This window comes from Anaeromyxobacter sp. PSR-1 (genome assembly GCF_000964525.1).
Classification (GTDB): Bacteria; Myxococcota; Myxococcia; order Myxococcales; family Anaeromyxobacteraceae; genus Anaeromyxobacter.
The window spans coordinates 1-11,780 of record NZ_BAZG01000132.1 but is presented as its reverse complement, the minus strand read 5'-3'; the positions used below and the strand labels follow the sequence as shown (position 1 = coordinate 11,780).

At 74.0% G+C, this 11,780-nt stretch carries 10 protein-coding genes; 5 read left to right on the top strand and 5 right to left on the bottom strand.

Going from position 1 to position 11,780, the window contains the following annotated elements; all coding sequences use genetic code 11:
- From PSR1_RS16760 to PSR1_RS16750, 3 genes are all read right to left on the bottom strand, one after another.
- Positions 1-1,179 (bottom strand): efflux transporter outer membrane subunit (locus tag PSR1_RS16760; protein WP_059438608.1); only part of this gene is annotated, 1,179 nt, incomplete at its 3' end.
- On the bottom strand, positions 1,172-4,339 hold the full coding sequence (locus PSR1_RS16755) for an efflux RND transporter permease subunit (protein ID WP_059438607.1): 3,168 nt from the start codon (positions 4,337-4,339) through the stop codon (positions 1,172-1,174). The genes PSR1_RS16760 and PSR1_RS16755, both read right to left, overlap by 8 nt.
- Before the next feature lie 87 nt (positions 4,340-4,426).
- Positions 4,427-5,662, bottom strand: coding sequence for an efflux RND transporter periplasmic adaptor subunit (locus tag PSR1_RS16750; RefSeq protein ID WP_059438606.1), 1,236 nt, complete (start codon positions 5,660-5,662; stop codon positions 4,427-4,429).
- A gap of 169 nt (positions 5,663-5,831) precedes the next feature.
- Between PSR1_RS16750 and PSR1_RS16745 the strand changes: the two genes are divergently transcribed.
- Together PSR1_RS16745 and PSR1_RS16740 are read left to right on the top strand one after the other, a co-directional pair.
- Positions 5,832-6,458, top strand: coding sequence for a TetR/AcrR family transcriptional regulator (locus PSR1_RS16745; RefSeq protein WP_059438605.1), 627 nt, complete (start codon positions 5,832-5,834; stop codon positions 6,456-6,458).
- A 120-nt stretch (positions 6,459-6,578) separates the two neighbouring features.
- Positions 6,579-8,195 carry an alpha-amylase family glycosyl hydrolase gene (locus PSR1_RS16740; RefSeq protein ID WP_059438604.1) on the top strand — a complete coding sequence of 539 codons (1,617 nt, stop codon included), beginning with the start codon at positions 6,579-6,581 and terminating at the stop codon, positions 8,193-8,195.
- A gap of 1 nt (position 8,196) precedes the next feature.
- On the opposite strand, the gene PSR1_RS16735 is transcribed toward PSR1_RS16740, so the two are convergent.
- Both PSR1_RS16735 and PSR1_RS16730 read right to left on the bottom strand, forming a co-directional pair.
- Positions 8,197-8,988, bottom strand: a complete 792-nt coding sequence (locus PSR1_RS16735) for a phosphatase PAP2 family protein (RefSeq protein ID WP_059438603.1) — start codon at positions 8,986-8,988, stop codon at positions 8,197-8,199.
- Positions 8,985-9,869, bottom strand: a complete 885-nt coding sequence (locus PSR1_RS16730; protein ID WP_059438602.1) for an alpha/beta fold hydrolase — start codon at positions 9,867-9,869, stop codon at positions 8,985-8,987. Before PSR1_RS16730 ends, PSR1_RS16735 begins: the two co-directional genes overlap by 4 nt.
- Before the next feature lie 207 nt (positions 9,870-10,076).
- Here PSR1_RS16730 and PSR1_RS16725 point away from each other — a divergent pair, with 207 nt between their 5' ends.
- From PSR1_RS16725 to PSR1_RS16715, 3 genes are all read left to right on the top strand, one after another.
- On the top strand, positions 10,077-10,634 hold the full coding sequence (locus tag PSR1_RS16725; RefSeq protein WP_237758075.1) for a hypothetical protein: 558 nt from the start codon (positions 10,077-10,079) through the stop codon (positions 10,632-10,634).
- Positions 10,635-10,898: 264 nt separating this feature from the next.
- On the top strand, positions 10,899-11,546 hold the full coding sequence (locus PSR1_RS16720) for a DUF4412 domain-containing protein (protein ID WP_059438601.1): 648 nt from the start codon (positions 10,899-10,901) through the stop codon (positions 11,544-11,546).
- On the top strand, positions 11,543-11,780 hold a 238-nt coding region (locus PSR1_RS16715), incomplete at its 3' end, for a hypothetical protein (protein ID WP_152643370.1). The genes PSR1_RS16720 and PSR1_RS16715, both read left to right, overlap by 4 nt.

Here is an 11,780-nt window from a genome sequence, read left to right as displayed (position 1 = left end):
GCGCCCGCGCGCCACCAGCGCGTCGGCCACCTCGCGGAACGCCACCTGGATGGCCCGCTCGTAGCTCGCGATCTGGATCGACTTGCGCACGTTGGCGGCGTCGAGGTTCGCCTTGTTCCGCCCGCCGGTGAAGATGGGCAGGTCGATGCGCGGCGAGAACGCCCAGGTGCCGGAGCCGGCGGTGAACAGGTTCGACAGCTCGGTCGAGGCCGTGCCCACCGAGGCGGTGAGCGAGATCGACGGGAAGAACGCGGCGCGCGCCGCGCCGATGCTGGCGTTGGCCGCCTTGAGCTGGTGCTCGGCCGAGAGGATGTCGGGCCGGCGCTGCAGGAGGTCGGAGGGGAGGCCGGCGGGCAGCTCCGCCACCGGCGGCTGCTGCTCCAGCGGCGCCGCCGCCGGCAGGTCCTTCGGGAGCGGGCCGCCGGCCAGCAGCACCAGCGCGTTCTCCGCCTGCGCGAGCGCCTGCCGGTAGGCGGACAGGTTCACGCGGGCGGTCTCCACCTGCGCCTCGGCGGTGCGGAAGTCGAGCTCGGAGGTGCGGCCGGCCTCGAACGTGCGCTTCGCGAGGTCGTACGACTGCTGCACCGTCTGCAGCGTCTGCTCGGCGAGCGCCACCTGCGACTGCAGCGCCCGCGAGGCGAGGTACTGGACGGCGACCTCCGAGACCAGCGCCAGGTGCGCGCTGCGGTGTGCCTCCTCGGTCGCGAGGTACTGCTCCAGCGCCTGGTTGCGCAGGCTGCGCACGCGGCCGAACAGGTCGATCTCGAACGCGGTCATCCCCACGCCGGCCGAGAAGACGTTCCCCACCGACGGCTCGCCGGTGAAGCTGAGGTCCTTGGCGGTGCGCGAGCGGCTGCCGCTCCCGCTCGCGCCCACGGTGGGCAGCAGGTAGGAGCGCTGGATGCCGTACTGGGCCCGGGCCAGCTCCACGTTGAGCGCCGCGACGCGGAGGTCGCGGTTCTCGCGGAGCGCCTGGTCGATCACGGCCTGCAGGCCGGGATCCTGGAACACGTCGCGCCAGCCGAGGTCGGCGGCGGCCGGGCCGGCCGCGGCCCCGGTGTCGCCGGGGAACTCGGCGGCGACCGGCGCGGCGGGGCGCTGGTAGCGGGGCGCGAGCGTGCAGCCCGAGACGGCGAGGGCGGACACGGCGGCGAGCGCCGCGAGGCCGGGGCTACGCATGGGCGATCTCCTTGGGCGCGGCCTCGTCCTCGTCGCGCGGCCCGGCCACCAGGTCGGGCGGCGGCGCCTTCCGCTTGCGGACGACCTTCATGAAGAACACCGGCACGAGCAGGATGGCGAGGAAGGTCGCGGAGACCATGCCGCCGATCACCGCCATGCCGATGGCGTTCTGCCCGGCCGCCCCGGCCCCGTTGGCGATGGCGAGCGGGAGCACGCCGAGGATGAAGGCGAGCGAGGTCATGACGATGGGGCGGAGGCGCATGCGGGCCGCCTCCACGGCGGCGTCGAACAGGCTCATGCCCTGCTCGTACAGGGACTTCGCGAACTCGACGATGAGGATGGCGTTCTTGGCCGAGAGGCCGATGGTGGTGAGCAGGCCGACCTGGAAGTAGACGCCCGCGTCCAGCCCGGCGAGCTCGGTGAACAGCACCGCGCCGAGCACGCCGAGCGGCACCACCAGCATCACCGAGAACGGGACCGACCAGCTCTCGTAGAGGGCCGCCAGCGCCAGGAACACCACCAGCAGCGAGATGGCGTAGAGCGCCGGGGCGTTCGCGCCGGAGAGCCGCTCCTCGTAGGAGAGGCCGGACCACTCCAGGCCGATGCCGGCCGGGAGCGCCTTCACGTGCTCCTCCATCGCGGCCATGGCCTCGCCCGAGCTGTGGCCGGGCGAGGGCTCGCCCTGGATCACCATGGCCGGGGACCCGTTGAAGCGCTCGAGCTTGGTCGGCCCGTACACCCAGGTGCCGGTGGAGAACGCCGAGAACGGCACCATCTGGCCGGCGCGGTTGCGCACGTACCAGCGGTTCAGGTCCTCCGGCTTCATGCGGAACGGCGCCGCCGCCTGCACGTACACGCGCTTGGTGCGCCCCTTGTCCACGAAGTCGTCGACGTAGTTGACGCCCCAGGTGCTCGAGAGCGTGGCGTTGATGTCGGAGAGCGCGAGCCCGAGGGCGGCCGCCTTCTGCTGGTCCACGTCGATGCGGTACTGCGGCGTATCCTCCAGGCCGAGCGGGCGGACCTTGGCGAGCCGGGGATCCTTCGCGGCCATGCCGAGCAGCTGGTTGCGGGCCGCCATGAGCGCCTCGTGCCCGAGGTTGCCGCGGTCCTGCAGCTGCAGCTCGAAGCCGGTGGCGTTGCCGAGCTCGGGCACCGCCGGCGGGACGAACGCGAACGCGAGGCCGTCCTTGATCTGCGAGAACGCCCGCATGGCGCGCCCGGCGACGGCCGGCGCGTGCTGCTCCTTCTTCGGGCGCTCGCCCCAGTCCTTGAGGCGCACGAACGCGAGGCCGGCGTTCTGGCCGCGGCCGGAGAAGCTGAAGCCGGTGATCGCCATCACCGCCTCGACGTTGTCCTTCTCGTCCTCGAGGTAGTGCCGCGTCACCTCCTGCATCACCGTGCGGGTGCGGTCCATGGTGGCGCCGGCGGGCAGCTGCACCATGTTGATGATCGAGCCCTGGTCCTCCTCGGGGAGGAAGCCGGTGGGCAGGTGGAGGAACAGGGCGCCCAGGGCGGCGAGCAGCAGGGCGTAGACGATCAGGGCGCGGCCGGCGCGGCGCAGCACCCAGCCGACCGACTTCTCGTAGATCCCGCTGCCCCGGCCGTAGAGCCGGTTGAACCAGCCGAAGAAGCCCCTCTCGGCGGCGTGGTGGCCCTTCTCGACCGGCTTCAGCATGGTGGCGCAGAGCGCCGGGGTGAGCGTCAGCGCGACCAGCACCGAGAGCGCCATCGCCGAGACCACGGTGATGGAGAACTGCCGGTAGATGACGCCCACCGAGCCGCCGAAGAACGCCATGGGCACGAACACCGCGGCGAGCACCAGCGCGATGCCGACGAGCGCGCCGGTGATCTGGTCCATCGACTTGCGGGTGGCCTCGCGCGGCGAGAGGCCCTCCTCGCTCATGACGCGCTCGACGTTCTCGACCACCACGATGGCGTCGTCCACCAGCAGGCCGATGGCGAGCACCAGGCCGAGCATGGTGAGCGTGTTGACGGTGAAGCCCGCCGCGGCCAGCACGCCGAACGTGCCGAGCAGCACCACCGGCACGGCGATGGTGGGGATGAGCGTCGCGCGGAAGTTCTGGAGGAACAGGAACATCACCAGGAACACGAGGATGATGGCCTCGACGAGGGTCTTCACCACCTCCTCGATCGAGATCCGCACGAACGGCGTCGAGTCCACCGGGTAGACGACCTTCATCCCCGGCGGGAAGAACTGCGACAGCTCCGCGAGCTTGGCGCGCACCAGGTCCGCGGTCTTGAGCGCGTTCGCGCCGGAGGCGAGCTTGATGCCCATGCCGCCGGCGGGCTTGCCGTTGTAGTAGCTCTCGATCTCGTAGGTCTCGCCGCCGAGGTTCGCGGTGCCCACGTCGCGCAGGCGCACCTGCGAGCCGTCGGGGTTCACCCGCAGCAGGATGTTGAGGAACTGCTCCGGCGTCTGCAGGCGGGTCTGCGAGGTGACGGTGGCGTTGAGCTGCTGGCCGGGGACGGCCGGGGCGGCGCCCAGCGAGCCGGTGGACACCTGCGCGTTCTGGGCCCGGATGGCCGCGCTCACGTCGAGCGGCGTGAGCTGGAAGCTGGCGAGCTTGTCGGCGTCGAGCCAGATGCGCATCGCGTACTGCGTGCCGAACGCGGTCACCTCGCCCACGCCGGTGACGCGGCTGATCTGGTCCACGATGTTCGAGAACGCGTAGTCGTTCAGGTCGTCGCGGGTCATGCTGCCGTCCTCGGAGATGAGGCCGGCGATGAGCAGGTAGTTGTTGACGGTCTTCAGCACGCGGACGCCCTGCTGCTGCACCTGCTGCGGGAGCAGCGGCATCGCGTTCTGCAGCTTGTTCTGCACCTGCATCTGCGCGATGTCCGGATCGGCCTCGGCGTCGAACGTGAGCGTGACGCTGGCGTTGCCGGAGCTGTCGCTCGCGGCGGACATGTACCGGAGGTGGTCGATGCCGGTCATCTTCTGCTCGATGACCTGGGTGACCGAGTTCTCCAGGGTCTGCGCGTTCGCGCCCGGGTACGTCGCGAACACCGTGACGACCGGCGGCGCGATGGCGGGGTACTGCGAGACCGGCAGGCCCAGGATGGCGAGCCCGCCGGCCAGCATGATCATGATCGAGATGACCCACGCGAAGATGGGCCTGTCGATGAAGAACCTGGCCACGACGACTCCTCGACTGCGAAAAGGGAAGGGGGGTGCGCGGGCGGCCGGCCCGGGGCCGGCCGCCGCGCGGTCACGCTCGCCGGGACCTCAGCGCGCCGCGCCCGACGGGCCGGGCTGGCCCGCCGCGGGGGCCGCGCTCGCCTGCTTGGCGACGCCGGCCGGAACGGGGTTGACCGGCGCGCCGGGGCGCACCTTCTGCAGCCCCTCGACGATCACCTGGTCGCCCGGCTTGATCCCGCCGGTCACCAGCCACGCGTCGCCCACGACGCGCTCGGTGGACAGGGTGCGCAGCTCGGCCTTGCCGCCGGCGACCACCAGCGCGGTGGGCTCGCCCTTGTTGTTGCGGGCGACGCCGCGCTGCGGGACGAGCAGCGCCGCCGGGTCCACGCCCTCGGCCAGGCGCGCCCGCACGTAGGTGCCGGGGAGCAGCTCGGCGCGCGGGTTGGGGAAGATGGCGCGCAGCTTCACCGACCCGGTGCCCGGGTCCACGGTCACGTCGGCGAACTGCAGCGTGCCCGGCAGCCCGTACTCGTGGCCGTCCTCGGTGGTGAGCGCGACCTTGGCCTTGCCGGCGCCGGCGGACTGGAGCTTGCCGGCCTCGAGGTCGCGGCGCATCCGGAGCAGCTCGGCGCTGGACTGCGTCACGTCCACGTAGACCGGGTCGAGCTGCTGCACCGTGGCGAGCAGCGTGGCCTGCGCGGCCTGCACGTAGGCGCCCTCGGTCACCTCGGAGCGGCCGATGCGGCCGCTCACCGGCGAGGTGACGGTGGTGTAGCCGAGGTTGATGCGGGCCGCGTCCACCGCCGCCCTGCCCGCGGCCACGTCGGCCTCGGCCTTCTTGAGCGCGGCCACGGCGTCCTCGTGCTCCTGCCGGCTGACCGCGTTCGCGGCCACGAGCTCGGTGTAGCGCTCGGAGGTGAGCCGGGCCGACGCGAGCGTCGCCTCGGCGCGGGCGAGCTGCGCCCGGGCGCTGTCGAGCGCGGCCTGGTAGGGCGCCGGGTCGATCTTGAACAGCGGCTGCCCCTGCTTCACGTCGCTGCCCTCGGTGAACAGGCGCTTCAGCACGATGCCGTTCACGCGGGCGCGCACCTCGGCGACCTTGAACGCCGAGACGCGGCCGGGGAGCTCGGTGGTGAGCGTCACCGCCTGCGGGGAGATCGTGACCACGCCGACCTCCACCGGGCCGGGAGCGCGCGCTTCCTGCTTCTTGCCGCCGCAGCCGGCGGCGGCGAGCGCGAGCGCGGCGAGCACCAGGGCGCGCTTGCCGGAGAAGAGGGCGGGAGCGCGCCGCGCGGCGCGAGGGGAGCGGAGGGAGGGGTTCATCGCAGTTCCTTTGAGGCCCGGGGAACGGATCCGTGAGCCCGGGAGGGCGGTACAGATAGCCGCGCCGCCGGGAGCGGTCAACACTAAACCGTTCAGTTCAACAGGCGGGCGGAACCTACGGGTACACGGGTTGACAGTCAATACTAAACCGTTTAGTTCAACCGACGACATGTCCGAGAACCAGGCACATAGACCCCCCGATTGGTGCACGGGCAAGCGCCAGCAGATCCTGGATGGGGCGCGAAAGGTCTTCGCGGAGCTCGGGTACGAGCGGGCCAGCGTGGATCTGATCGCCTCCCGCACCGGCGTCTCCAAGGCCACGCTCTACAACCACTTCGACGACAAGAGCGCGCTGTTCCTCGCCTGCTTCGAGCAGGGCTCCCACGAGATGCGGTCCGACCTCGAGGCGCTGTTCTCCGAGACGAGCGACGATCTCGAGTCCGCGCTGCAGGCGGTGGGCGAGCGCCTGCTCGCGAAGTTCCTCTCCCGCGAGGCGGTGGCGCTCTACCGGAGCGCCCTGGAGGCGTTCCGGCTGCCGGAGATCGGGAAGATGCTGTACGAGCGCGGCGCGCGGGTCACGCACGAGCTCATCGCCGCGGCCCTCTCGCGCTGGGCGGCGCGGGGCCTGCTCCGCGTGGACGACCCCTACTACGCCGCGGTGCAGTTCGTGAACCTCTGCCACGGCGACGTGATGATGCGGCTGCACCTGGGCGTGCTGCAGGAGGCGTCACCCGAGGACGTCCGCGGCACCGTCCGGCGCGCGGTCCAGACGTTCCTGCGCGCCTTCCGGCCGTGAGCGAGCCCACCCGCCGCGCGACCTCGGGGACGTTGACGCGGCTCCGCGTCCGCACGTAGAGAGCAGGGCAGCGCCCGGACGGACGCGCGTCGCGCCCGGCCCGGTCCGCCGGAGGCGCCCATGACGCCCGCGCGATCGCCCCGCCGCACCCCGCTCGCCCTCCTCGCCGCGGCCGTCCTCGCCGCGCTCGCCTGCGGCGGCGGCGGCTCCACCCCTCCGCCGCCGGTGGACGTCTCGCCGGTGCCCGCCGCGGACCCGGGCAGCGCGCTCCCCGACGGCTGGGAGCGGGGGCCCTTCGCCGAGATCTACGTCCGCGGCTACCAGGACTCCGACGGCGACGGGGTGGGGGACCTGCGCGGCCTGGCGAGCCGGCTCGACTACCTGGCGGAGCTGGGCGTGCGCGGGATCTGGCTCATGCCGGTCACGGCCAGCCAGGACCACGACCACGGCTACGCGGTCGCCGACTACCGCGGCGTCGAGCCGGACTACGGCACGCTCGAGGACCTCGACGCGCTCGTCGCGGCGGCCCACGCCCGCGGCATCGGCGTGATCGTCGACTACGTGATGAACCACAGCGCGGCCACGAACCCGCTGTTCCTCAACTCCGCCGACGGCAAGTCGAACCCGTACCGCGGCTGGTACCTGTGGAAGCCATCGCAGCCGCTCGACTGGTCGGTGTACGGCGGCAACCCGTGGCGCCAGCACGGCACCGGCTGGTACTACGCGCCGTTCGCGTCGAACATGCCGGACTTCGACCTCGCGAACCCGGCGGTGGCCGCGTACCACGCCGACAGCCAGCGCTTCTGGCTGAACCGCGGCGTGGACGGGTTCCGCTTCGACGCGGTGGGGATGCTGTTCGAGAACGGGCCCGCCGCCTGGAACGACCAGCCGCAGAACTATGTGCGGATGGCGGAGGTGCGGGCGCTGCTCGACGGCTACGAGCGGCGCTTCATGGTGTGCGAGGGGCCGGACGACCCGGCAGGCTTCACCGCCGCGTGCGGCAGCGCCTTCGCGTTCGGTCACCAGTACGACGTGATGGGCGCGGCGCGCGGCGACCCGGCGGCGGTCGCGCGGGTGGCGGCCTACTTCGAGGACCCGGCCCGCCACGCCGCCGCCACCATGCTCTCCAACCACGACGCGTTCGCCGGCCAGCGCCCCTGGGACCAGCTCGGCGGGGACGAGGCGCGCTACCGCCTCGCGGCCGCGACGTACCTCCTGCAGCCCGGCATCCCGTTCGTCTACTACGGCGAGGAGGTCGGCCTGGGCGGCGCCGGCTCGCTCTCCGGCGACTGGCGGCTGCGCACGCCCATGAGCTGGACCGGCGACGCGCGCACCGCCGGGTTCACCACCGGCAAGCCGTTCCGGGCGCTGCCCTCGAACGTGGCCACGCACAACGTCGAGGCGGAGCGGGGCCGCGCCGGCTCGCTGCTCGAGTTCTACCGCGAGGTGATCGCGCTCCGCCGCGCGGTGCCGGCGCTGGACCGCGGCGGCTACGAGGGCGCGCGCGCGTCCGGGGCGACGCTCTCGTTCCGCCGCGCGCTCGGGGCCTCGCACGCGCTCGTGCTCCTCAACTACGACGTCGTCCCCCTCACGCTCCAGGTGACCGGCCTCGCGCCCGGGGCCGCGCTCGCGCCGCGCCTGCCCGCCACGGCGCCGGCGGCCACGGCCGACGCGGCCGGCGCGGCCTCGTTCGACCTGCCCGCGCTCACGGTCCGCGTCTACACGTACGACGGCTGAGCTAGAACACCCCCGCGATCCCGCCCGGCGCCGGCACCAGGCGCACGTGCGCGATCGGGTGCCAGTGGAGCAGGGGCACGAGGATCCCCACCGCCGTCCCCCACCCGGCGCCGGCGAGCACGTCGGTCGCCCAGTGGCGATCCGCGGCCAGCCGCAGGTAGCCGACGGCGCTCGCCGCCGCCGCGCCCCCGCCGACGATCCACGGCGCGGCCGGCGCGTCGCGCAGCGTCGCGATCGTGCCCGCGGCGGCCGCCGCGGCGAACGCGGTCGCGGTGTGGCCCGACCAGAAGGAGACGCGCGAGTCGAGCGCGTGCGCCGGCCCGCTCCCGTCCCAGGCGTCCGGCCGGATCCGGTCGGTGCCCACCTTCACCAGCTCGGTGCCGAGCGTCGCGATCGAGACCGCCTCGGCGACGAGCAGCGCGTCCTCGGCCGCGCGCCGGGGCGCGCCCGCCGCGAGGTCGGGGACCGCCAGCGCCGCCGCCGCGCCGAGGGGCACGCCCACGCCGAGCAGGTCGGAGGCGGTCGCCGCGCGCGAGGGGTGCCTCCACGCCAGCGTCTCGTGCGCCCAGGCGTCGAAGCGGCCCGGGCTGCACCAGCGGCAGGTGGCGGGGAGCAGGTCGCGCTCGAACAGGCGCAGGCCCAGCGCGGCCGCGAGCGCGCCCGCGGTGATCGCGCCGTCGGCCACCGGGCTCACCTGGAGGTCCGCCGGCGCGGATCGCGCCGGGGCGGGCGCGACCGCGAGCGCGAGCGCCGCCGCGAGCGCGGGGGAGACGAGCAGCGGATGGGCGTTCACGTTCCGGACCTCCCGGCGCCTGGGCCGAGCCAGCGGAGCAGCGCCGCGTTCACCTGCTCCGGCGCCTCGTTCTGCACGAAGTGGCCCGCGCCCTCGATCGGCTCGATCTCCGGCGCGTTGCCGGGCGCGAGGTAGGGCGCGAGCTTCGCCCGCGCGATGGTCTCCACGCCGAGGAAGCGGTCCTCGACGCCCCACAGGATCAGCGTGGGCGCGGAGACGGGCCGGGGCCGCGGCCCGGGCGAGCGGCGGCCGCGGAACGCCGCCCGGTAGTAGCCGAGCGCGGCGCGCGCGGCGCCGGGCTGCAGGAACGCGCGGCGATACGGCTCCAGCTCCTCGGCCGGCCAGGCGCTGCGCACGTACGAGCCGCCGCGGATGGCGCGGGCCACGCCGGCGGCCCGGTCGCGGGTGAGCAGCCACTCCGGGAGGAGCGGCACCTGGAACAGGAGCATGTACGACGAGCGGAGGAGCTGACGGCGGTTGCGGCGCAGCTCGCGCGCGAACGCGGCCGGGTGCGGCGCGTTCAGGATCACGAGCCGCGACACCACCTCGGGGTGGCGGGCCGCGACCGCCCACGCCACCGCCCCGCCCCAGTCGTGCCCGATCACCACCGCGCGCTCGCGCCCGAGCGCCCGCACCAGCCCGGCCGCGTCCGCCGCCAGCGTGGCGAGGTCGAAGGGGCCCCGCTTCTCGCTGGCGCCGTAGCCGCGGAGGTCGGGCGCGACCGCGCGCCAGCCGGCGGCGGCGAGCGCGGGGAGCTGGTGCCGCCAGGAGCGGGCCAGCTCCGGGAAGCCGTGCAGGAGCAGCGCGAGCGGACCGTCGCCGGGGCCGTCGGCGAGCGCCGCGAAGCGGAGGCCGTTGGCCTGGAGCGCGAGCGTGTCCACCGACCCAGCGTAGCGTCCGCGCTCGCGCGCCGCCCGCGACTCGGGGCGAACCTCCCCGACGCGGGTATGCCCGTCGGTGTTGCCGGCGACGCGGCGTCGCGGGACTGCCGCAGGCCAGCGGGGGCGGCGACACTTCCGCGCATGCCGGCGTCGCCCAGGGGCGCGCCGGCGGAACCTCGAGGGGGGACACCACATGAAGAAGCTCACGTGGCTCGCGGCGAGCCCGCGGACCAGGGCGTGGTCGCGACGCTGAGCAGCGTCACCGCCGGCAACTTCACCGAGGTGGTGAACTCCCAGGACCGGACGGTGCGGTACGTCTGGGACACCGTCACCGACCTCTCGCCGTTCCAGAACCGCTGGCACTACTACACGGGCTGTGACGGCGTGCGGGTGGCGCTCGGGTGCCCGGAGGCCATCCCGGTCACCTTCAGCATCGAGGCGTTCGCGAAGGGGGGCACCTGCCAGACCTACGTGGACGACCTCGGCCAGACCGTGTGCGCCTCGGGCCAGGCGGTGGCGATGCTCCCCGCGGTGCAGGAGGCCGATCAGGTCGCCACCGGCTGCGTGGAGGAGGGCGGCGACACGAGCTGCGGGATCGGGCCGTGCGAGAGCGCCTGCACGCAGGCCTGCGACGCGCAGTTCCCGGTGGGCCGCGGCGCGGACAAGGGCAACGTGGCGCTCCTGAAGGCGTGCAAGGAGGCCTGTCCCTGCACGTGCAAGTACGAGCGCCCGGCGCGATGCCCGCAGCCGCAGAACTGCGAGTGAGCGAGCGCGCTCGATCGACCGGATCGCCGGCGGCGCCCGCCGCCGGCGGTCCCGCCCGGCGCCGGCGGTGCGGCGACCGCGGGTGAACGCTACCCGGTCCGCCCCTGTGCGCGCGGCCAGCGCCCCTGGCTCTCCGCCGGATCCGCCGCGGGCTCCCCCGAGCGTCCCGCCCCGAAGGGCCGCGAGCGACGGTGCTCCGCCGGTGCATCCTGCGCGCCGCCGCGCCCCGCGCGGCCTGGCAGCGCCGCTGCCGAAAGGACGCCCATGCTCCGACACCTCGCCGCCCTGCTCGCGCTCCTCCTCGCCGGCCCCGCGCTCGCGCAGTCCCTGAGCCTCGGCCCGCCGCCGACGGTCGAGTACCGCGCCGACGCGGTCATGGAGACCGAGGCCGGGCGCATGCCGTCGAAGATCTGGTCCGCGAAGGGCAAGGAGCGCCGCGAGCTGGACCTGGGGGGCCACGTCTCGACCACGATCGTCCGCACCGACCGCAAGGTGGTGTGGACGCTCATGCCCGAGCAGCGGATGTACATGGAGAACGCGTTCGGCGAGGCGGGCCCCGCGGGCGCCGGGCAGCCGCCGTCCTACGACATCGAGCAGACGCCCGCCGGCGAGGAGGTCGTGAACGGCGTCCCCTGCAAGAAGACGAAGGTCGTCATGACGGACCGGGCCAGCGGGACGAAGCTCGGCGGGTTCTTCTGGACGAGCAAGGACGGCATCGTCGTGAAGGTGGACGCGGTGGCGAGGTCCGAGGGGAGCAAGACCCGGTTCAAGCTCGAGCTGACGAACCTGCAGGTCGGGCCGCAGCCGGCCCACCTGTTCGAGATCCCCGCCGGCTGGTCGAAGATGGAGCTGCCCGCCGGGATGCCGGGCATGGGCGACATGATGAAGATGATGAAGGGCGGCCGTCCGTGAGCCTCCGCCCGGGCCCGGGCGGCGCGGCGGTGATCGCGGTCGCGGCGCTCGCCGCCGCCGGGGCCGCGCGCGCGGACGGGATCTCCTGCACGCCGGCGCTCCGCGCCGAGTCGCAGCGGACGCTCGCGGCGGGGCTCTCGCTGGAGCGCTCCGGCGCGCTGGTGGAGGCGGTGGCGCACTTCCACGCGGCCGGCGAGTTCTGCGACCTGCCCGCCGCGCGCGAGGGGCTGCGCC

Coding starts and splice junctions, on each gene's coding strand:
- PSR1_RS16750 (WP_059438606.1), bottom strand. CDS start 5,662: ATGAACCCCTCCCTCCGCTCCCCTCGCGCCGCGCGGCGCGCTCCCGCC.
- PSR1_RS16745 (WP_059438605.1), top strand. CDS start 5,832: ATGTCCGAGAACCAGGCACATAGACCCCCCGATTGGTGCACGGGCAAG.
- PSR1_RS16740 (WP_059438604.1), top strand. CDS start 6,579: ATGACGCCCGCGCGATCGCCCCGCCGCACCCCGCTCGCCCTCCTCGCC.
- PSR1_RS16720 (WP_059438601.1), top strand. CDS start 10,899: ATGCTCCGACACCTCGCCGCCCTGCTCGCGCTCCTCCTCGCCGGCCCC.